Genomic DNA, 21,846 nt, shown 5'->3' on the forward strand with positions numbered 1-21,846 from the left:
AAACTATATTTAAAAATACTACTATTATGCGAACGAACATTCGATTTTATAAGACAAAATAACTAGAAAATAGATTTCACCAAAACAAAAAACGCCCTTTGGTAATCGTTAGGCGTTTACAATCTAAGCACTTTTGTTCTCAAAATGATATTTTTCAATCATCTGTTTTGAATACCATAAACCGATCGTTAACGATGCCGCATCGGCAATTACAACAAACAAACCTTCTGTATAACCTTTATAAGCCGAAGCAATAATTAATGCTAACGTTAAAAGAAGTCCTACTATATAGTTATATGTAACCCTTGAAAACAATATCACTAATAATCCTGGTAAGATGAGCGCAGCAACCACTTTCGTTATCAATTGAATCACCTCAATTGAATTAATATTATAAATATTTTATCACATTTTATCCACATTTGTATTTATTCATGCTTACTAATACGAAAAATTTAAATAAAAAATAATCAGTAAATGGATAATATTGGGGATATTTTAAAGAAAACGCTTTACTTTTCCACAAATTTTGTGGATGAATATCATATGCTTGTGGATATTCTCAAAGTTGTAAGAGGAAATTAAGACGATTATTTATACATTGCATTGTGGATTTGTGGATTAAGTTATTCACAATATGTGGGTAAGTTGAATAATATTGTGAATTACAAAAAAATGTCTGACCGTATTCATTTTTTCACTAGAGCAAATCTAGGATGAAAATACGGTACAGACATTCAGCAATCATCTATTCTTTATTCTGTTCGATAAATGGCCACCAATTGGCTTTTCCAAAGATTTTTACCATTACAGGGATAAACAATGGTAACATAACGACGGAATAGAGAACAAGACCAGTAATCACAATGGTTGCAATTTGTAATAACGATAGTACGCCACTCGGCATCATCGCTGCAAAGGTTCCACCAAGGATAATAACAGCTGAGATGATAACTGTACCCATTTTACTCATGGCTACAATCATTGCTTTATCAACCGATTCACCACGATACTCATTAAATCTTCCCATTAAGAATATACTGTAATCCACACCAAGTGCCATTAAAATGACGAAGGAGAAGAATGGTACAGCCCAGTTTAATCCTTCATATCCTAACAAGTTTACGAAAACAAATTCAGTAAAGCCCATTGTTGTAAAATACGTAATCGCTAACGATGCAATTAAATAAAGCGGCATTATGAGTGATTTGAACAGTATAATCAACACAAGACCAATACCGATTAACATTAATATCACTGTTCGAGAAAAGTCTTGATCCGAAATAGTTGATAAATCATTGTGCATGCTGGTTACACCAGCCACTTCAACATGAGCATTTTCCAATTTTGTATCGTGAACGGCCCGTTCAACCGCTTCTCCTAATTCATCAATATTCGCTATCGCGTCCATGGAATATGGATTTTCATCCAATAACACATCTAGTGTTGTAATTTTCTTATCTGGTGATAAGTACGTATCTAGGACTTGTTCAAATTCTTCCATTTCGAAGATTTCTTCTGGAATATAGATACCTGCTGAATCCTCATTTTTCGCAAGTCCTTCCAAATAACTCTCAGCTTCGGTAAATCCGTCATATACTTGTGTTAAACCATCGACACCTTGATCTAGGCCATCCGTTAATTGACCGAGTTGGTCATCAATAGAACTAAATCTTTCAAGTAATTGTTCCTGCCCCTTGTTTACTGAGCTAAGCCCATTAGAAACATTAGGCAATTGGCTTATAATTTCATTTTGACCATCGGCTGCTTGTTCAAGACCAGTTTGTAATTGATCTAAACCATCGATCAATTGTTGGAAAGCACCTACTAATTGTTCATAACCAGCATTAGCTGTTGCGAACTGTTCATTAGCATAACTTAGGCCACCAAGAACATTATTTAACCCACTTGTCAATTGGCTATATGAATCTTGTAGAGTAGGTAAACCTTCTTTTAATTGATTATAAAACTGCTCAATATAACCAAAACTGGTCACCGCCATTTGTTGTTGTTCACTTATCGGCTGACCATTTAAATAGGCACCTACATAGTTAAATGCATCTTGTAATGCACCAATCTGTTCATTTAATTTATTTAGCTCATTCCCAATTTCTTCATAACCGGAGTGGATTTTTGCTAAGTTGGTTTCTAATTCAACATAACCATCTGCTAATTGCTTATAACCAGAAAGGAGTGTCTCTGCATTTTTCTTAATTTCTTCAACACCTGATTTTGCTTCACCAGCACCAATTGCTCCAGATCGTACACCATCCGCAATTTGCTGTAAGCCCGTCTGCAATTCCGTCAACCCAGATTGAAGTTCGGACGTTCCATCAATTAAGGCCTGAATACCATCAGTAGCTTCCGTTAATTTAGGGGCTGAATCTGATATTTGTTTGCTTGCCTCATCTAAACCATCTCGAATTTGCTTGATTCCTTCATTTCCCTCATTAATTCCATCTTTCAATGTTTCTACTTGTTTAGCAACTTGTAAATCTTCTAATTTTTCTCCAGTAGGTCTCGTCAGTGAACGAACTTTATCGACACCATCTACTTTTTCCAATTCTTGACTAACTACTTCGATCAGGGTTAAATATTCACTTTCGTCCATTGCTTCATCATTTTTCATGACAATTGTTGTTGGCATCGCTTCTCCAGGGGTGAAACTTTCTTCAATAATGTTATATCCCTTCACGGTATTATAGCGATCACCAATTTCATTCATTGAGTCATAGGACAAGTTCCCATTGTACGTGATCATGAATGGTACTGTAATAATGGCTACGATAATAAGTGAGAGTATGGGTCTGGCAAAGGAGAAGTTTCCTGCCATATTCCATAGTCTACTAGGTTTATGACCAAGTGTATTATTCGATGGCCAGAATAAATAATTTCCGAGTATAGACATAAAAAACGGAACAATAGTAAATAAGGCTAACATTAACACGGCGATACCAACGGCAACGGCAACGGCCGATTGATATAAAGAGAATTGAGAAAGTCCAATCACAGCAAAACCGATAAATACAGCGATCCCGCTATAAAACACGGTTTTTCCTGCATGACGAAAAGTTTCAATAATCGCTTCTGAAATGGTTTCTTGCTGGGTTAACTCCTCTTTATATCGATTCATGAGTAAAATGGAATAATCCGTACCGATTCCAAACAATACCGCTACTAAAAAGATTTGTGTGAAATTCGATAATGGAAAATTAATGGTATCAACTAGAAACGCCACGATAGATTGGGATACTAAATAACTAATCCCAACGGTAAGCAAAGGTATAAAAGGTGTCACTACAGAACGGAAAACAGCAATTAATACGACTAAAATAAACACGATCGTAATCGCTTCTGTTTTCTTAACACCTTCTTCAGCCGCAACAATGACATCTTCCGAGATTAGTTCAGCACCGGTATAATAATGTTCTAAATGAATATTATCAATGGCTTCATAAAAGGCGTCGCTTAGTTCCTTCGCAGTTCGGTTTTTCCAATCAGCTGTAACCGATACTAATATTGTTTTACCATCTTCTGATACAAGTTGTTCCTCTAACTCGGCTTGATGAAAATGTGTTAATAACTCCGTAATTCCTAATTCTTCTTTCTTATCATCTAATTGATTAACTGCCTTTTCTGCCTCTTTAAAATCCTCATCGGTTAACCCTTCCTCATTATGGAATACCAGAGCCAATGAAATCGTATTCCCCGTATCTTTTTGTTGGTTAATTTCATCAAGGATTTGTTGGGCTTCCGAAGAAGTATAGCCTTCCGGAACAGTAATTTGTCCTTTTTCACGTACTAACTTCCCCATATCCGGTGCGGTAATAAAAAGAAGGACCGCCGCTACAATCCATGCAATGAAGATAAACCATTTTCCTTTTAATATTGCTTTCATTTTATTTCCTCCATCTTCTTGGATTATTCATTCGTTAAATAGTTTCACAATTGAACTATTAATTAAAGTTTTACCTCTCCATGATTCACTACATCTACCGCATACCTCGAATGATCCTAGCGAGTTTTTCATAAGTGTTTATGAAATTTTCAATTTCATCACGATCGAATTTCGTTATAAAGGATTTAACTAGATTAAAAATTTTTTCTTCCGTTTCTTCAAATAGTTTTTTCCCTTCATCTGTTAAAGTCAAGAATATAAACCGGCGATCTGTCTCATCATGGATACGTTGAATGTAATTTTTTTCAACGAGTCGGTTGACAATGGCTGTAATTGCGCTTTTTTGAACAGAAAAAGCCTCGGCCAAACCTGTTGTTGTCGCATTTCTATTTTTATAAATATAACGTAAAATATAGTGTTGATCATTGGTTAGATCTTCACTTATTTCTTCACGAATCAGAATCTCACTATTTTTCCATACTTCATGGGTTATCTCAATATACTTATCAATTAATTCATAAATCTTCCGCTGTTCCAAATTAATCCGACCTTTACTATAAAAAATTAGTTCAACAGTTGAACTGTTTAATTTTTGAATCATTTTATCACGATTCATTCAAATAGGCAATTTATTTACAGTGTTGTGATTGTTTACCATTATCCTATTAAAATATAAATAGACATAGGGGCCTCTTCAAAAGTAGCCCCATGTTTTGCAGTACCTCTTTAATATTGAAAATATCTTATTATTCAAGGACCCTCTTAATTTCTTTTTTTATCAGTCGATCTGCATTTTCTTTACCATATTTTTTCATTGATAGATTATATAAAATTATCCCTAAAAGCAACCAGAATCCTGAGATGATCCATTCTACTAAAGTAAGGGCAGAAGGCATCCCAGGTAAATAAAGTGTCGTTATACCAAGTGCCATGATAATCGCGAACCAACCAATAACTGTTCCCCCAGGTAGCTTATATGGTCGATTCATTTCTGGTGCTTTTTTTCTTAAAATAATAAAGGATAGGGCAACCATTGTCCAAGCAATGACAAGCCCAAGTCCACCTGCATTAACAAACCATACAAGTGCAGGACGGCCTAATAATGGTGCTGCAGTAGATAATACTGCGATTAGCATAATAGCCTTATAAGGTGTTTTATATTTTGGATGGAGCTCACCTAATGATTTAGGTAACATGCCCGCTCTAGCCAATGCATATATGGCTCGACTACCGCCGACATAAAAACCTAACCAACTTGTTACAATCCCGCCAATTCCGCCAAGTACGAGTATATTCGCCATTACCTGACTTCCGCCAAAGGATTTAGCCATGGCATCAGCAGTCACTAAATTTGAATTTGCAATATCTCCCGGGGTCATGACCATAGAAACACCAATGATAATTGAAATATACCAAACAACTGCCATAATCACCGATATAATTAGAAGCTGCCCAATCCTCTTTTTTGGTAAATTAATCTCTTCCGCTGCCTGGGGAATCACATCAAAGCCAACGAAGAAAAATGGCGTCATGATGATTACAGTCAACAGTCCACCTATACCTTGTTCAAACAAAGGCTCCATATTAGCAAAATTGCCTGATATCGTGCTACCGGTTAATAGTAATAAACCTGAGATTAGAAGCAAAACAATAAATAAAAACGTAACTACAGTCGTTAACTTAATACCGCGATAATTTATCCAAGCGACGATTATCGATCCAATAATACCTACACTTGCCCACGTAATAGTCACATCCCAACCAGCAATAGTATATAGGTATCCTTGACTGAAACTCGGTATGATATATTCAAAAACTGTTGGCAAAGCAACCGCTTCAAAGGCGATAACCGAAACATAACCAAAGATGACAGCCCATGTCGTAATAAAGGACGGTAATCGCCCCATTGCCTGATACGAGAAAACGAATTCCCCACCTGCAAGAGGTAATGCAGAACTTAATTCCGCATATGTCAAACCGATTAACAACACGAGCACGCCACCAATTGCAAAAGCTAAAACCGCACCGATTGACCCCGCTTCAGTTATCCATGTTCCTGAAGAAACGACCCAACCCCAACCAATCATTGCCCCAAATGCAAGGGCTAGAACGTCTTTTTTTCCTAAAACCTTTAAAAATTGTTGGTTATTGCTCATATTTCCCCACCTTTTTTGGTAAGTTTGTGCGAAATCCAAGAAAAAACGTGCGAAAGACAAGTTAAAGTGTGCGAAAAACTAAAATTCTGTGCGAATCCACTAAAATTTGGTGCGAATTTTCCATTTTTCGTGCGAATCCAACCATTTTTGTGCGAAAACTAGATGAAAATCAAAAAGAAAACTCCTTTTCTATTAAAATGAACTAAATATTAAAACCTAACCTAATTGCTTTCGGACGTCTAGTATTGCATCTTGCAAGCGTTCTAAAATTGTATCAACTTGGTATTGATTAATTATTAACGGAGGAGCAAAACATATAATGTCGACACCTTCATAAGTGACGGGCCGACAAATAATACCTCTTTGATGAAGAGCTTCAATCACCTTCACAGCCACTTGAAGTTCCGGTGCAAATCTTTGATGATTCGATCGATCTTGAACGAATTCAATAGCTCCTAGTAAACCAAGACCACGAACGTCACCAACAATATCGATCTCTTCTTGTAATTTTTGGAACCCTTTTAAAAGCCGGTTCCCCATTACTCTTGCGTTCTCTACTAGACCTTCCCTTTCAATGATCTCTAAATTTTTTAGACCAACCGCTGTCGCTACTGGATGACCACTATACGTATAACCATGAAATAGAGTTCCTTTTGATTTCTCCTTTAACACTTCATGGATATGATCAGAGATAATGACACCACCAAGCTGGATATAGCCACTTGTGATCCCTTTAGCAAAAGTAATCATATCTGGCTGAAGATTAAAATGTTCAATACCAAACATTTTACCTGTACGACCAAAGCCTGTAATGACTTCATCAACAATCATTAATATGTCATATTCGTTGCAAACTTTCCTAGCTTCTATTAAATAATCTTCTGATGGAACGATAACACCACCAGCTCCTTGTACAGGTTCTACAATAAAGGCCGCAATGTTTTCAGGACCTTCTTGTTCAATGATCTCTCGAAGGGATTGAATTGCGATTTGTGTCCCTTTCATATAATGTGTTTCTGCATGAACGACATGTTCCATTAAACGTCCAGCCATACTCCAAAACTCCGGTATACCTGTTGCACTTGTTGAAGCTGCAGCAACCCCATGATACCCTCTTTTTAATGCGACTATTTTCTTTTTCTGTGTATCGCCTTGAATTCGCCAATAGTGACGGGCAATTTTAATAGCCGTATCGTTCGATTCCGAACCACCCGATGTAAAAAAGATTGCATTTAATCCTTCCGGTGCAATCGAAGCGATTTTTTCAGCTAGAAGAATGGCAGGCTCATGACTAAATGTAGAGAATGCCGAGCTAAAGGCCAATTTTTCCATTTGCTGTTTTGCCACTTCTGCTAATTCTTTGCGCCCATGACCGACATTCACATTCCATAAAGATGACATCGCATCAATAAAAACATTCCCTTCCTTATCAGTTAAAAATATGCCATCTCCCTTTTCTACTATGATTTTCGGACCGTATTCCTGTTGCTGTTGGATCGATGAAGTGGGATGAATAAAATGGTTCTTATCTAATTCAACTAAATTTTTCATCATTTCCCCTCCAAATTCATTTTCAAAATGGCTATTCGTAATCATTCTACTTGTCTATTTCTCTATTTATTCTTTTAAAAAACTAGAAATTATAAAAAATGCCTATCCCAAAATGATGAGATAGGCTTACATCAATCAAATATTTAATTCATTACTTCATTTGTTAAACGAATAAATTCTTCCGCATCTTGAGCAGCTAATTTAATCCCTGCTTCCCAGAAGTCCGGTTGCGTTAAATCCACTCCTAAATGCTTCATTGCTAAATCTTCTACTTTCATTGAACCAGTATCACGAAGAAGTGCAATATACTTATCTTCAAAGCCTTCAGGATTTTTCAAGTACTCGGCATAAATACCTAAACTGAACAAATAGCCAAAGGTATATGGGAAATTATAAAAAGACACATCATCAATAAAGAAATGTAATTTACTACACCAGAAATGTGGATGATAAGAAGCTAAACGATCACAGTAAGCTTCTTTTTGCGCATTCACCATTAATTCATTTAAACGTTCTTCTGTCACGAATCCTTTGGTTCGCTCTTCATAAAACGCAGTTTCAAACAAGAAGCGGGCATGAATGTTCATGAACATGGCTATTGCATTTTCCATTTTCGCATTCAAAAGACTAATTTTTTCTTCTTTTGATTTCGCATTCGCTACTGTCGCATTGCTAATAATCGTTTCCGCAAACGTACTTGCTGTTTCAGCCACATTCATCGCATAATGTTGATTTAAACGTGGTAAGTCATTCATTACATGACTATGGAAAGCATGACCGAGTTCGTGAGCTAATGTACTCGCATCACTGTTAGAACCGGTAAAAGTCATAAAAATTCGTGATTCTTGGAACTCAGGAAGTTCTGTACAATAGCCACCTGGTCGTTTATTTGGACGGTCTTCCGCTTCCACCCAACGGTTTTCAAGTGCATGTTTAGCAAATGCTGCTAATTTTGGTCCAAAGGTGGAGAAATTCTCAATAATAAAATCACATGCTTCATCATATGAAAACTTCGTTGGCTTAACATCACCGACAGCAACTGGTGCATCAACATCTTGCCAACTTAATTTTTCCATTCCTAAAACCTTCGCTTTTTGATTTAAAAAGTCAACGAACGGCTGTTTATTGTTCGAAACGGCTGTCCACATGGCATCTAACGTTTCTTTAGTCATCCGGTTATATTCAAGCGGCTCTTCAAGAAAATGCTTACGGTTATGTAACTTTTGCAACGTAAGACGATAACCAATTAAGTGATTCAGATTATCGGCAAAAATGGGAGCAAATTTTGTCCAAGCCGACTCCCAATTTTCAAATAACTGTTTACGCACTTCTGGGTCAGAGTCAGCATACATACGGTTCATAGCTTGACCGACAGATAGCTCTGTTGTTTTTCCGTCTTTATCGGTATACGGAATCGTCATGATTGAAACAATCGTATCATAAAGTCGACTCCAAGCGGTCAACCCGTCTTTATCCAGTTCAGCGATAATTTTTTCTTCCGCTTCTGAAAGAAGCCGCTTCCCTTCATCACGAAATTCGTTTAATACAAAAGACAGTTCTTTTAATTGCGAATCTTCTAAAAGTTTATTCCAGTCTTCATCGGAAATCGCAACTAATTTCTTGTTAAATGTAGTGGAAAGTTTCTGTAATTCCGTTTCAAGTTCCGCAACTTGTCCACGTACAACATTAGCATACTGATCATCCATATATGCATCTTGATACATATTGATAAACGTTGCTGCTTGATACAATCTTTTTTCAATCGTTTCTTGTTGCGCTAAAATAACTTTTAACGGTTGAGCGGATTTGTTTTCTGTAAAGTTCCAACTGGTGATTTGTTGTTTCAGTTCTTCAATATTTCCTTCCACTTGTTTTAATTTGTCTTGTAATTGTGGTGATTTGGTACCACCTGGAAAAATAGCATCTAAATCCCATGTGTCTACATATTTCATTACCTACACTCCTTTCCTATATTACTATTTTACTTGTTTTATAAATAGGACGCCATTATTGAATCGTTTCTTCTGACATTTTTATATAGAATTTTTGTGTTTGAATATCTCTCATTTTTTGCTAAAAAAAGCTACTCCATTCGAGTAGCCAATGTCTATTTCTAATAAATTTGATCATACCATGTTTTTGCAGCTTCTAATTCACGATAAGTCAGCATATGACCGTGGTTTTCCCAGAACATTTCAACCTTCGCTCCTGCACCTTCAAAGAAGTCTTTTAATTCCACTGACTCTTCTTGAGAGCAAATCGGGTCATTTTTCCCTGCCGCTATAAAAATCTTCTTTCCTGTTAAATCAGGCAATGCAATCCCCCTTCTCGGTACCATTGGATGATGGAGTATAGCCCCCTTTAAAGCATCTTGATAATGAAATAGTAAGCTTCCTGCAATATTCGCTCCGTTTGAATAACCAATTGCTAAAATATGGTCTCGATCAAATCCATATTGATCTGCAGCCTCGTTTAGAAATTCATTCAATTCCTCTGTCCGTTTGATTAAATCTTCTATATCAAAAACGCCTTCTGCTAAACGTCGGAAAAATCTCGGCATTCCATTTTCTACTACATTACCGCGAACACTTAATACATTGGCATTCGGATCAATCCGTTCAGCAAGGGGAAACAAATCTCGCTCGTTTCCACCTGTCCCATGTAATAGTAATAACGTCGGTTTACTTTCATCATTCCCTTTCTTAAAAATATGAATCATAGATTAATCCCCTTTCAAGATCATATAGCTTAACATTTTTTTGAAATGGAACTGTTCGAATTTAACTATTTCTAATTCGAAATAATTATATCTATTATAAAATTAGAAGTCAAATTGTGAACCTTTAAACGTATGATTAGAGAAATGTAGTTTTTCGTTATAAAATATTGTTCATACTAATAAATATATTAATAATATAAATTCTATTTAGGAGACATATCATATGAAAAAACAAGTGGTGATCATACCTGCTCTAAATCCACCAGAGCAACTAATTGAATATGTGGAACGTTTATTGGATAAAGGATTCCCCCATGTCATTGTGGTAAATGATGGTAGTAATCCAAGTACCCATTATATTTTTAATGAATTACAGAATATGGAAGACTGCACAGTGATCGTCCATAATGGAAATAAAGGAAAAGGAAGAGCTTTGAAAACCGCCTTTTCATATTGTTTAAACAAATTCCCTACAATTGAAGGGGTTGTAACCGCAGATGCCGACGGACAACATGCATTAGAAGACGTCTGTCGTGTATCCGATTTCTTTGCAAAAAATCCTAACCACTTAGTTTTAGGGATCCGCAATTTTCATGAAGCAAATGTGCCAAAACGGAGTTATATTGGCAATACAATTACAAGTTTTGGATTTTATCTTCTATTCCGCAGTAAGTTGCAAGATACACAAACAGGCTTAAGAGCCATACCTTTCTCCCATTTAGAAAGAATGACGCTACTGAAAGGCGAACGTTATGAATATGAAATTAATATGTTAATTTATGCGAAAAAACGAAAACTGGGAATTCGTGAAGTCGTGATTCAAACCATCTATCATAACAATAACAAAGGATCCTATTACCGAACAATAAAAGATTCATTAAAAATCTTCCATCGTATTATGGCTGGATTTTTCAACTTCAATCGCCAATTTAAAAAACAATTGAAACAAGCCGGTGATTTTGATGAGTAATTTTTATGGTCCATTATTTAAATTTAGTCGATGGATTCTTAGTCTTTTTTATAAGAAATATTCCGTTGACAAAGTTGCAAATTTTAAAGGTCCTGTTGTATACGTTTCCCATCATCAAAATATGCATGGTCCAATTGTCACCTTACTTTCATTTCCAAAGCCTTTACATGTATGGGCACTTCATGTTTTTTTTAATAAACACATTTGTTTTAAACAATATTCGGAGTTTACCTTTACTAAGCGCTTCGGCTGGCCAAAAACATTAGCTAAAATTATGGCCTTTCCAATATCCCGATTTATACCGAAGTTAATCCAGTCCGGACAAGCAATCCCAGTTTACCGCGGTTCTCGTTCAATCATGGATACATTTAAGAAAACAATCGAAGTATTAAACGCGGGTGAACACGTTATCATTTTTCCGAATATCGATTATAGTAGTTCCTCAGCAACAGTTGGCGACTTATATGATGGATTTTTATTTATTGAAAAATATTTTTTTAAAGAAACAGGACGACACATATGTTTTGTCCCGCTCTATGCCAGTAAGAAAAAGAAAGCGCTCGTGACAGGAACACCAATCTATTTTCGAGACGGCCACAAGTTTCAAGAAGAACGGAAATTTGTATTAGAAAAAATCAAAACAGAATTAAATGCCTTAGCTATTCAATCAGGGGATGATCAAGGAAAAGAAGAAAAAGTAGGTTAACAACCTTAAATCTTCTTCTATTTTAATTTTCTATCGCCATCGTTTTTTCATATAATGTTGGAAAATTGACACACAATAAAAATAAGGAGGATGGCGATGGATTGGTTTGGGGTGAATACATTAAATTATCCATTTACAATATTCTCGGCACAACATATGATAACGCTTTTTGTTTTCTTTTGTGGTTGTTGCATACTCTATCTCCTTCGTAATAAGTTACCAACACGAAACATGCGTACAGTGGAATTGGCGGTTGCAGTTTCATTGTTTTTGTTTGAAATTTTATTCCACCTTTGGCAAATTAAGAATGACATTTGGTTTACTTATCAATCCTTACCACTTGACCTATGTAGCATCGGACTAATTTTATGTGTCTTACTTCTTTTTTCGGGAAACAAATGGATCTACGAACTTTTGTTATTTATTGCCTTACTCGGTGCAACACAAGCCATTTTAACACCTGTATTAGACTTCGGTTTTCCTCATTTTCGATTTTTGCACTTTTTCTACACTCATATCGTTATGGTTTGGACAGTTCTCTATTTTACATGGAGCAAGCATTATCGACCAACCCTACGATCGGTTGTTAAAATCATTATATTTTTAAATCTTTTATTCCCGATTATTTTATTTACAAATCATTTGACCGGTGGCAACTATATGTTTTTAAGGCAGAAACCTGAAAGCGCCAGTTTATTAGATTATTTAGGTCCTCATCCGTGGTACATCCTATCGTTAGAAGTACTATTGGTTGGACTGAGCCTTCTTGTTTGGTTTATATTTAAAGAAAAATCAAAAAGGCATATTCATCAAAAAACCTAATCCAAACACATATGCACAGCCATCAATAAAAATGCAAAAAGGGACTGCGTTGTCAGTCCCTTTCATCATTCCATCATTTATTTGTTCAGTAAGGCTAATGATTCACGGTTGAAAGCTGGAAGATCTGCTGGTGTACGGCTTGTTACTAATTGATCGCCACAAACAACAACCTCTTCGTCAACAAAATTTGCGCCAGCATATTCTAGGTCAACTTTTATCGATTTATAACCCGTTACCTTACGTCCTTCTAGTGATTTAGCTGTGATTAGTAATTGTGGTCCATGACAAATGGCGAATACTGGTTTCTTTGCATCCATGAATGCTTTAGTAAAATCTACAAAGCGGTCATCATCCCGTAATAAATCAGGTGAAAAGCCGCCAGGAATTAACAAGGCATCAAAGTCTTCTGGTTTTACATCATCAATGGCAGCATCTACAAGAACTTTTTCTCCATGTTTTCCTTCTAATGTTTTTCCTTTTTCTTTTTCAATGACAATGACTTCATGTCCAGCTTCTTTAAATGCATCTGCTGGAGAAGTAAATTCTGAATCCTCGAAAAGGCTTGTCATTACAACAGCTACTTTTTTTCCCATGAATACTCACCTCGTATCATATTTCAGTATAATATGTGGTTCACTCCACATATATAGTGTAAATGTTGAATTATTCATTTTCAAATTATATGAATTATGATAACTAACGGAAGGATCAATATACTAATAAAATATTTGTTAAAATAGCAAACTTTACAAATGTTAACAATCAAGAATAATGTTTATAATGTTTATCCTCGGGCTTTTCTAACACCAATGACATTTTTTGGGCATATGTGGTAAGCAGAGGTAATAATAGAAAGATAACAATTAGACGTGCAGTTTGTAGTGCTGCGACTATCGAAGGCTCTAAATTTAAAGCAAAGGCTGTGGATGACATCTCTGCTGCACCGGCAGGAACAACCCCTAATAAGCTTACCGCATAATCTAAATTTGAAATGAGTGAAAATAAATAGGCAATGATAAAACTTGTTCCAAATAGAACAAATAATATTGTTAATGTAAGTAAACCTAGTTTCTTTATTTGTTGATAAGCTTCACGGTCAAATTTTTGTCCTACCACCACTCCAATGATGACTTGACCTATTATAGGCAATATGTAAAAGTTACTCCCAAAGTCAAAAAATTGATTCACTAAGAAACTAAGTACCATTGATATAAACAACGGACCAATGGGGATACGTATTAATTTTTCTATTAATATCGTAGAAATAATGAATAATACAATAAATAGAATCTCTACTATCCCTATTTTTACTTGAAAATCGTCTGACAAACGATTGGATAAAGCATTAGAGGCAACACCGGTTAACAAAGGAATTGAGAAAACAAACAAAGTTATTCTTGCAGTATGGAAGGCAGCAACAATTCGTTCATCAGCACCAGCATCATGACTCGTTCCAATTACTTCGGAAGCCCCGCCAGGAATACAGCAAAATAACGCCGTTACATAATTTAAATTTGAATTTTTATATAATAGTCTTGATAAAATCAGAGCAATTATTAATATTAAAGAGATGCTGATGATCAAGGGAAACAAAAGATTCTTTAAGGAAATAAAAAAATCAATATTTATATTTGCACCGAAACTGATGCCTAATAAGCATAAGCCACTTTTAAATACATATTTATTACTATTCATTCTACCAAAAGTCATGGCTGATATCATTCCAGCAATCATAGCACCAATAAGCCAACCTGCCGGGACATTAATAAAATTTAACAATCCCCCCATTAAAAAACCCCATAAAATGATAACTAGCTTTTTTACAATCAAGGATAACCCCTGCCTTCTTTCCGCATTTTGTTTATGGAAATCATCATATGAAATTGCCTTTAAGGCTGTTTTCCATTTAAACATTATTTAAGTAAATAATGTGCGCATCGTTCATTATTCTTGTTACCATATTTATTCCAGTACAAAATGTTATATGCAAAAAATTAATCCTTAAATATTTTAGTGAGTTCACTTATAAGTTATAATATAAATATAATTCTAAATTATTAGTTTAATCAAGTGATTTGCGGTGAACAGAAAATGTTGAAAAGGTTAAATGTGAAATTACAAACGAAGATTATAATTCTAATTAGCTTACTTATTTTTTTCGTCATCACCATATTTACCGTTTTATTTATATATTATGAAATTGTAGACGAGAGGAAGGAGATTGAATCTCTCGCCTTACAAACTTCTAAATCAATCTCTTTGTTACCAGTCGTAAAAAATCCCGAAACCAATAATGATGAATCCATTGGTGAAATACAAGCCATGATTCATCAAATAAAAGGGAAAGTGAAACCGGATTACATATTAATAGAGTATAAAAATGGCACAACATATCTATCCCCTGATCATGATTTACATCATGATCTCTATGATGAAGATAATTATAAAGCTATTGTTTTTGGTAGTGAATATACGATTGAAGCTGAAACCCCTAACGGTAAAATTATTTGGGCAAAATCCCCTATTAAAACAGATGAATATCAACAAATTATTGGGGTTGTCAGTGTCGGATTTTTCAAAAAAACAATTCACAATTTTATTATTCCAACATTAAAAGAAGTATTTCTTATAGGAGTTAGTGTACTAACGATTGGATCTTATGCTGGTTACTTGTTATCAAAAAGTATTAGAAAACAAATCTTAGGATTAGAACCAGACGAGATCGCATCCCTTTACACTATACGTGAAACAATTCTTAAATCCCTTAACGAGGGAATTATATCCATTGACCAAAAAGGGATGATTACATTAATAAACAAATCTGCAAAGGAAATGCTCGGGATTTCCAAAGAGTGTATTAATAAACCGATTCAAGAAATTTTACCAGATTTCAAAATGGTAAAAATACTAAATTCTAATATAAACACAAAAGACGAAGAAATTAATTTAAATAATAAAATTTTTATCGTAAGCTATACGCCTATAATGGAAAACGGTAAAAAAGTGGGTGTTGTAGCAAGCTTTAGAGATAAAACAGATATTCAAAAAATGGCAGAGACAATTACTGAAATTAAAAATTACTCTGAAGAACTCCGTGCCCAAACTCATGAGTTTACAAATAAGTTATATGTGATATCAGGTTTACTCCAGCTCAAACAATATGATCAAGTAATTGAACTTATACAAGAGGAAACGAACCAATTAAACTTCCATAATGAAATTATTTTTAACCAAATCAACGATCCTAGGGTTCAAGCCATTTTATTAGGTAAACTAGGAAAGGCCTCAGAAAAGAAAGTAAAATTTACTATTGATGAAAACTCCTCATTATCAAAACTTCCAAACTTCATCCAAACAGCTGATATCGTTACAATTATTGGGAATTTAATTGATAATGCGATTGAAGCAGTAGAACAAGAAAAAGGAGTTGTAACATTTTTTGCGACCGATATTGGGAACGATATCATTATTGAAGTAAGTGATAATGGAAAAGGGTTTTCGGATGAGGAGGAAATACCTAAAGTTTTCTATAAAGGTGTATCATCAAAGAACGGAAAATATCGGGGTTACGGATTATTTAACGTAAAATCTGTCGTTGATTATTTGAACGGGGATATTGAAATTCAACAGAACAAAGGGAATGGAACAATATTTTCAGTATATATACCAAAGGAGCAATCAATAAATAACGGGGTGGTTAAATAATGAATATATTAATAGCGGAGGACGATTTTCGAATTGCAGCGATTCACGAACAATTTTTGCAAAAAATGGATAAAGTAAAGGTTATTGATAAAGCTTACAATGCTAAAGAAACATTGGAAAAACTGAAAAGGCATGAAAACATTGATCTTATTTTATTAGATATCTATTTACCTGATCAATTAGGTACTGAACTACTTCCTATTATTAGAAAAGAGGCTCCTCAAGTGGATATTATCATTATTACAGCAGCAACAGAAAAGCAACATTTAGAAGAGTCGATTCGAAATGGCGTATTTCATTATTTAATAAAACCAGTTACATATGAAAAAATTGAAAAGACAATTAAAAACTATATCGAGAGAAAACGATTATTGAATAGTGTGGATAAAGTAAATCAAAATTTAGTAGATCAATATTTTGGAGACAAAAACGGTTCAAAACCAAATTATCCTAAAGGAATTGACTCTCTGTCATTAGAAAAAGTAAAAAACATATTAAATCAAATTGAAGGAGGAATTACAGCTGAAGAAATGGGAGAACGAATGGGAGCATCTAGAACAACCGCACGTCGTTATTTAGAGTACTTAGTATCCATCCATGAAGTTACAGCAGAACTAGAATACGGCATTGTAGGCAGACCTGAAAGAAAATATTTCAAAAGATAAAGCTTACAAAAGCATCTTGAGGTGATTCAAGGTGCTTTTTTGTGCACAAAATGAACAAAAAGTCTTTTTTGTAATTTATATAAATTATTTTGGAAACGATTACAAAATTGAAAGTTGAATTGTAAAATAATTCTAAAATAACTGATTATAAATAACAAAATCCATTATAGAAAGGATGAGGTTAGATTGGGCAGGTTGATCGTACCAAGTGTTTGTATTTTGATAAGCATTTTTTATTTTATCTATACCATTAATCTCCCTAAAGCAAAATTAGGTGACCCAAATGCGCCTATGTATTTCCCATTGATTATTAGTATTTTTCTATTTATTATGAGTGTTATTTATTTCATAAAGGAATTATTAAAACATTATCCAAAAAAGGAAGAAGTCAAATTGTTATTTAAAGGACGCGCTCCTGTTCTTATCATCTCAACGCTAATAATATCTCTTATTTACGCATTTATTTTTGAAAGAATCGGATATTTGGCTTCTACCATTTTATATATGTTAGCCATCCTTTTTATCGTAAACGGGAGAAACAAGTGGCTTGTTAATCTTTCAGTTGCTGTACTTTTTAGTGTCGGTTCATGGTATGTTTTCTACCATCTATTAGATGTTAGTCTACCATAATTAAAAAGGAGGGAAATAATAAATGGATTGGCAAGGTATTTTTCATGGATTTGTCACTGTACTCCAACCGGAAAATATATTATTTGTTATGTTCGGAGGATTTCTAGGTACGATTGTTGGGATGTTACCAGGGTTAGGACCAGCGACAGCCATTGCTGTTTTAATTCCTGTTACCTTTGGTATGGATCCTACAAGTGCACTTATCTTCATGGCTACGATCTATTATGGTGCCATGTATGGCGGATCATTGAGCTCTATTTTAATTAACACACCAGGAGATGGATCTGCCGTTGCGGCTACCTTTGATGGTTACCAAATGGCAAAACAAGGTCGTGCAGGCCCTGCTATTGCAATCACAGCCATTGGTTCTCTAATCGGTGGTGCAGTCGCTGTCATCGGTTTTATGGTTTTAGCTAAACCTCTTGCAAGCTTTGCTTTGCAATTTGGTCCCGCAGAGTACTTTCTTTTAATGTTATTTACTTTATCAGCCGTTGTAGCTTTATCAACTGGTAATCTAGTAAAGGGATTTATCTCAATGGGATTTGGCTTAATGTTAAGCACCATAGGAATTGATTTACAAACAGGAGTGTACCGATTTACATTTGACAACGTTTTTTTAAGTGACGGAATTGACTTTTTAGTTATTATCATCGGGGTATACGCTATCGGAGAAGTTTTATATAACTATTTAACTATCGATAAACCTGCCGGTAAGAAAACAAAGTACGGACGTGTTTGGATTACAAAAGATGACTGGAAACGTTCAAAGTGGCCGATATTTAGAAGTTCTCCTTTAGGATTTCTAGTAGGAATTTTACCTGGAGCAGGAGGCTCCATCGCATCGATGATGGCTTATAGTACTGAAAAACAATTATCAAAAAAACCAGAAAGATTCGGGAAAGGAGCCATTGAAGGTTTAGCTGCTCCTGAGACTGCAAATAACTCTGCAGCTGTGGGTGCTTTCGTTCCATTATTAACAATGGGAATACCTGGTTCGGGTACGACTGCTATCATGCTTGGGGCATTGATTATGCTTGGAATAAATCCAGGTCCATTATTATTTGAAAGTGATCCAAACATGGTCTGGAGTTTAGTCGATGCTTTATTTTTAGGTAATATTTTTCTTTTCTTAATTAATATTTACATGGTTCGTGTTTTTGTTAAAGTTCTAGATATCCCGTCAAAAATACTTTATCCAATTATTCTTGTTCTAGCCTTTATTGGTGCTTACACTATGAACTATGCGATTATTGACTTCTATATATTAATCATCTTTGGTGTCATTGGCTTATTTATGAAACTGTATGACTTTCCGATTGCTCCGCTGGTGTTAGCTTTAATCGTTGGTTCTCAAATGGAACAAAACTTTAGAAAAAGTATCGTTGCCTCAGACGGAAGTTTAGACATTTTTGTTGGTTCGCCAATAGCGATCGTTTTATTAATCTTAACTATTTTATCTCTTATTTATCCATTAATTATGAATGTACTTAGAAAAAAATGGGAAGCAAAAACAGATGAACAAAGCTCTTTGTAAAATCGGAAGGATCTGACGAAATTATATAGCATCCCAATCCTAAGGAGATGTTCGTAGGCAGTTAATTAACCCAAGAACATGATAATTCTTGGGTTAAATTTTTGAACTGGTTCAAGCACCCTTGATTAGTAAAAAGAGTTTTAAATTGGGATGCTCCTATCCAAAAGTCCGAAATCATAGAATTTGAAATATTTGGTGATACGTAAATGTACCATATTTTTCTACGTGTGCAAAGTCAAGCAAACATATTCAATCTCTTGCATGAACAGTAATCGCATTTGTACCGAAATCGTAAACGTCAGGCATCAGAGTCTATAAACCTGCTAAATGCGTTGTCTGCCAATAAAAGAAAAATCTACTAGACCCTTACTCCCGAACAGCTCCCTCTTCTTTATTTTATTTCTGGTAAAATCGTCTTTGCTATTTTTTTATCTAAATCCTCATAATCATATAAATTAATGGTTTTGTACAATTCTTTACGAGTTTGCATTCGACTGAGTACGTCTTTTTGGGTACCCTTTTCCATAATTTCAGTAAACACCATTTCGATCGCTTTAGCTGCAACTCGGACTGATGTAACAGGATAAATCACCATTGAAAAACCAAATGATTGGAACTCCTCAGCAGTATAATAGGGTGTTTTGCCAAATTCAGTCATATTGGCTAATAATGGAACATCAAAACTTTCGCTAAAAACGTTAAAGTCTTCCTCTGTTGTTAATGCTTCGGGAAAAACAATATCGGCTCCTGCCTCAACATATGTTTTTAACCGAGCAATTGCCGCATCCCTACCTTCTACTGCTAGTGCATCTGTTCGTGCAACAATCATTAATGTTGGTGCAACTTCTTTAATTGTCTTTACCTTTTGGGCCATTTCTTCTGCAGGTATGAGTTTTTTTCCATTTAAATGACCACATTTTTTCGGAAGCATTTGATCTTCAATTTGAACTGCTGCAACCTTTGCTTCTACCATTTCTTTGGCTGTTCGAGCAACATTGAGTATTCCTCCAAATCCTGTATCAATATCTACTAACAGTGGTAAATTTGTCGCTCGGATTATTTCTCTTGCTCTTTCTGCAACCTCTCGTGAATGTAAAATACCTAAATCTGGTAATCCTTGACTTGCTGAAAATGCACCTCCCGATAAGTAAAGTGCTTGAAATCCTACTTTTTTTGCAATTACCGCTGACATTCCATCATGTGTACCAACGATTTTTAATATTGAATCACCATTAATTAACCGTTTAAATCGTTCTGCTAGTTCTCCTTGACTTTTTTCCTTTTCAACTAACCAAGTCACTAGATTTTCTCCTTTCTACAAAAGAATTTTTCACTGTTTAACAAAAAAGGGCTGCCTAAAGGGACCCTTGAACAATATCTAGCATTCTTTAGTATGGAAATGGCTAGATAAGTTCAAAGGGTTTAACCCTACAGACACCCCCAACGATTACGTTATGATTATTCTACCAATCCCGCTTCCGTTATTAATTCGTTATACATTTCTGTTTGTTCTTCGAAAAAAGCTTTTGCTTCACTACTATTTTTATAGAAATGGGACCACTCGTTATTCTTTACCAGTTCATCCCAAGCCTCTGTTTCTACCATCTTACTGAATACATCATCCCAATAAGCAATCTCTTCTTCTGTCATGTCCTTAGGACCCATAACTCCTCTCCAATGAGGGAAAACAATATCTATACCCTGTTCTTTCCATGTTGGAACATCTTCTAATCCTTTAATTCTTTCTTCAGAAGAGACACTTAATATTCTAAGATTACCAGCAAGATGTTGTTCTTTTGACTCTGAAAGTGCCATTGTTGCTAGATCAACATGTCCACCTAACAATGCCGTTAAAACATCTCCGCCACTTTCATAAACCATAAAGTCCAACTTGGTGACATCAACCCCAAATTCCTTTGCAGCTTGAACAAAAGATAAATGGTCGTTATTTCCTAAGCCTGGTGCAACCGCAATTTTTAATGAGTGTGGATCTTCTTTTAATTGCTCCATAATTTCAATGGCATTTTGAAACTTTGAATCTGTTGAAACTGCAATCGTCATCCATTCTGTTGTTAAAATTGCAATGGGCGTAAAATCTTCATAAGTTAAATTACTTTGACCTAATAAATGATTTGAAATTAACAAACTTGAATTTATAGCTAAATGGTGTGCATCCTTGGTCGACAAGTATTGCCAGCCTACTTCTCCACCACCACCTGGTTTATTTACGACATTAATATTCTGATCAACCAGTTTTTCATCTCGTAAAATTTTTTGGATTGCACGGGCAGTTGTATCCCAGCCTCCACCCGGCGTTGCAGGAGCAACTAACTCAATATTCCCCGTTGGAAAAGTCTTCCCATCCCCAGAAGAACCTATTGAACATGCGGATAATAATAGTGTAAAAATAACGAACACGGATAATAATCGTTTCATACTCCTCCCCCTTTTTACTGAAATTTTGATTACTTCTATAGTAACTAGTAAGTC

The 21,846-nt window shown here is 35.1% G+C and carries 18 protein-coding genes; 7 read left to right on the forward strand and 11 right to left on the reverse strand.

Annotation, left to right across the window (positions count from 1 at the left end; all coding sequences use genetic code 11):
• Positions 1–123: 123 nt before the first annotated feature.
• The 7 genes from OEV82_RS01980 to OEV82_RS02010 form a co-directional block, all read right to left on the reverse strand.
• Positions 124–375: a DUF2198 family protein gene (locus tag OEV82_RS01980; RefSeq protein ID WP_377702041.1), complete on the reverse strand. Its 252-nt coding sequence runs from the start codon at positions 373–375 to the stop codon at positions 124–126.
• A gap of 373 nt (positions 376–748) precedes the next feature.
• Positions 749–3,898, reverse strand: a complete 3,150-nt coding sequence (locus OEV82_RS01985) for an MMPL family transporter (RefSeq protein WP_263060826.1) — start codon at positions 3,896–3,898, stop codon at positions 749–751.
• Positions 3,899–3,992: 94 nt separating this feature from the next.
• Positions 3,993–4,499 carry a MarR family winged helix-turn-helix transcriptional regulator gene (locus tag OEV82_RS01990; RefSeq protein ID WP_263060827.1) on the reverse strand — a complete coding sequence of 169 codons (507 nt, stop codon included), beginning with the start codon at positions 4,497–4,499 and terminating at the stop codon, positions 3,993–3,995.
• Between the two features lie 145 nt (positions 4,500–4,644).
• A complete protein-coding gene (locus OEV82_RS01995) occupies positions 4,645–6,054 on the reverse strand; it encodes an APC family permease (RefSeq protein WP_263060828.1) in 1,410 nt (469 codons plus the stop codon).
• 216 nt (positions 6,055–6,270) lie between these two features.
• The gene (locus tag OEV82_RS02000; protein WP_263060829.1) at positions 6,271–7,605 is read right to left on the reverse strand and encodes an aminotransferase family protein; all 1,335 of its coding nucleotides are present in this window, start codon (positions 7,603–7,605) and stop codon (positions 6,271–6,273) included.
• A gap of 143 nt (positions 7,606–7,748) precedes the next feature.
• A complete protein-coding gene (locus OEV82_RS02005; protein WP_263060830.1) occupies positions 7,749–9,557 on the reverse strand; it encodes a M3 family oligoendopeptidase in 1,809 nt (602 codons plus the stop codon).
• A gap of 161 nt (positions 9,558–9,718) precedes the next feature.
• A complete protein-coding gene (locus tag OEV82_RS02010) occupies positions 9,719–10,324 on the reverse strand; it encodes an alpha/beta hydrolase (protein ID WP_263060831.1) in 606 nt (201 codons plus the stop codon).
• A gap of 223 nt (positions 10,325–10,547) precedes the next feature.
• Here OEV82_RS02010 and OEV82_RS02015 point away from each other — a divergent pair, with 223 nt between their 5' ends.
• From OEV82_RS02015 to OEV82_RS02025, 3 genes are all read left to right on the forward strand, one after another.
• Positions 10,548–11,294, forward strand: a complete 747-nt coding sequence (locus tag OEV82_RS02015; protein WP_173658357.1) for a glycosyltransferase family 2 protein — start codon at positions 10,548–10,550, stop codon at positions 11,292–11,294.
• Complete coding sequence (locus OEV82_RS02020) at positions 11,287–12,000, forward strand: lysophospholipid acyltransferase family protein (RefSeq protein WP_173658356.1); 714 nt, start codon at positions 11,287–11,289, stop codon at positions 11,998–12,000. Before OEV82_RS02015 ends, OEV82_RS02020 begins: the two co-directional genes overlap by 8 nt.
• Before the next feature lie 96 nt (positions 12,001–12,096).
• Positions 12,097–12,822: a YwaF family protein gene (locus OEV82_RS02025; protein ID WP_173658355.1), complete on the forward strand. Its 726-nt coding sequence runs from the start codon at positions 12,097–12,099 to the stop codon at positions 12,820–12,822.
• Between the two features lie 77 nt (positions 12,823–12,899).
• Here OEV82_RS02025 and OEV82_RS02030 read toward each other — a convergent pair whose 3' ends face one another.
• Positions 12,900–13,415: a type 1 glutamine amidotransferase domain-containing protein gene (locus OEV82_RS02030; protein WP_173658354.1), complete on the reverse strand. Its 516-nt coding sequence runs from the start codon at positions 13,413–13,415 to the stop codon at positions 12,900–12,902.
• Positions 13,416–13,584: 169 nt separating this feature from the next.
• Complete coding sequence (locus tag OEV82_RS02035) at positions 13,585–14,736, reverse strand: AbrB family transcriptional regulator (RefSeq protein WP_263060832.1); 1,152 nt, start codon at positions 14,734–14,736, stop codon at positions 13,585–13,587.
• A gap of 177 nt (positions 14,737–14,913) precedes the next feature.
• Here OEV82_RS02035 and OEV82_RS02040 point away from each other — a divergent pair, with 177 nt between their 5' ends.
• The 4 genes from OEV82_RS02040 (at position 14,914) to OEV82_RS02055 (ending at position 19,356) form a co-directional block, all read left to right on the forward strand.
• Positions 14,914–16,527, forward strand: coding sequence for a sensor histidine kinase (locus OEV82_RS02040; RefSeq protein WP_263060833.1), 1,614 nt, complete (start codon positions 14,914–14,916; stop codon positions 16,525–16,527).
• The gene (locus OEV82_RS02045) at positions 16,524–17,192 is read left to right on the forward strand and encodes a response regulator (RefSeq protein WP_263060874.1); all 669 of its coding nucleotides are present in this window, start codon (positions 16,524–16,526) and stop codon (positions 17,190–17,192) included. The genes OEV82_RS02040 and OEV82_RS02045 overlap by 4 nt, the downstream gene beginning before the upstream one ends.
• Before the next feature lie 186 nt (positions 17,193–17,378).
• The gene (locus OEV82_RS02050) at positions 17,379–17,822 is read left to right on the forward strand and encodes a tripartite tricarboxylate transporter TctB family protein (protein ID WP_173658351.1); all 444 of its coding nucleotides are present in this window, start codon (positions 17,379–17,381) and stop codon (positions 17,820–17,822) included.
• A 22-nt stretch (positions 17,823–17,844) separates the two neighbouring features.
• On the forward strand, positions 17,845–19,356 hold the full coding sequence (locus OEV82_RS02055; protein ID WP_263060834.1) for a tripartite tricarboxylate transporter permease: 1,512 nt from the start codon (positions 17,845–17,847) through the stop codon (positions 19,354–19,356).
• A gap of 391 nt (positions 19,357–19,747) precedes the next feature.
• Here the strand turns inward: OEV82_RS02055 and prpB are convergent, their stop codons facing one another.
• Together prpB and OEV82_RS02065 are read right to left on the reverse strand one after the other, a co-directional pair.
• On the reverse strand, positions 19,748–20,656 hold the full coding sequence (gene prpB / locus OEV82_RS02060; protein ID WP_263060835.1) for a methylisocitrate lyase: 909 nt from the start codon (positions 20,654–20,656) through the stop codon (positions 19,748–19,750).
• 158 nt (positions 20,657–20,814) lie between these two features.
• On the reverse strand, positions 20,815–21,792 hold the full coding sequence (locus OEV82_RS02065) for a tripartite tricarboxylate transporter substrate binding protein (protein WP_263060836.1): 978 nt from the start codon (positions 21,790–21,792) through the stop codon (positions 20,815–20,817).
• Positions 21,793–21,846: the final 54 nt, after the last annotated feature.

Source organism: Pallidibacillus thermolactis, assembly GCF_025660415.1.
In the GTDB taxonomy this organism is placed as follows: Bacteria; Bacillota; Bacilli; order Bacillales; family Caldibacillaceae; genus Pallidibacillus; species Pallidibacillus thermolactis.

Coding starts and splice junctions, on each gene's coding strand:
- OEV82_RS01985 (WP_263060826.1), bottom strand. CDS start 3,898: ATGAAAGCAATATTAAAAGGAAAATGGTTTATCTTCATTGCATGGATT.
- OEV82_RS01990 (WP_263060827.1), bottom strand. CDS start 4,499: ATGATTCAAAAATTAAACAGTTCAACTGTTGAACTAATTTTTTATAGT.
- OEV82_RS01995 (WP_263060828.1), bottom strand. CDS start 6,054: ATGAGCAATAACCAACAATTTTTAAAGGTTTTAGGAAAAAAAGACGTT.
- OEV82_RS02000 (WP_263060829.1), bottom strand. CDS start 7,605: ATGAAAAATTTAGTTGAATTAGATAAGAACCATTTTATTCATCCCACT.
- OEV82_RS02005 (WP_263060830.1), bottom strand. CDS start 9,557: ATGAAATATGTAGACACATGGGATTTAGATGCTATTTTTCCAGGTGGT.
- OEV82_RS02010 (WP_263060831.1), bottom strand. CDS start 10,324: ATGATTCATATTTTTAAGAAAGGGAATGATGAAAGTAAACCGACGTTA.
- OEV82_RS02015 (WP_173658357.1), top strand. CDS start 10,548: ATGAAAAAACAAGTGGTGATCATACCTGCTCTAAATCCACCAGAGCAA.
- OEV82_RS02020 (WP_173658356.1), top strand. CDS start 11,287: ATGAGTAATTTTTATGGTCCATTATTTAAATTTAGTCGATGGATTCTT.
- OEV82_RS02025 (WP_173658355.1), top strand. CDS start 12,097: ATGGATTGGTTTGGGGTGAATACATTAAATTATCCATTTACAATATTC.
- OEV82_RS02030 (WP_173658354.1), bottom strand. CDS start 13,415: ATGGGAAAAAAAGTAGCTGTTGTAATGACAAGCCTTTTCGAGGATTCA.
- OEV82_RS02035 (WP_263060832.1), bottom strand. CDS start 14,736: ATGTTTAAATGGAAAACAGCCTTAAAGGCAATTTCATATGATGATTTC.
- OEV82_RS02040 (WP_263060833.1), top strand. CDS start 14,914: ATGTTGAAAAGGTTAAATGTGAAATTACAAACGAAGATTATAATTCTA.
- OEV82_RS02055 (WP_263060834.1), top strand. CDS start 17,845: ATGGATTGGCAAGGTATTTTTCATGGATTTGTCACTGTACTCCAACCG.
- OEV82_RS02065 (WP_263060836.1), bottom strand. CDS start 21,792: ATGAAACGATTATTATCCGTGTTCGTTATTTTTACACTATTATTATCC.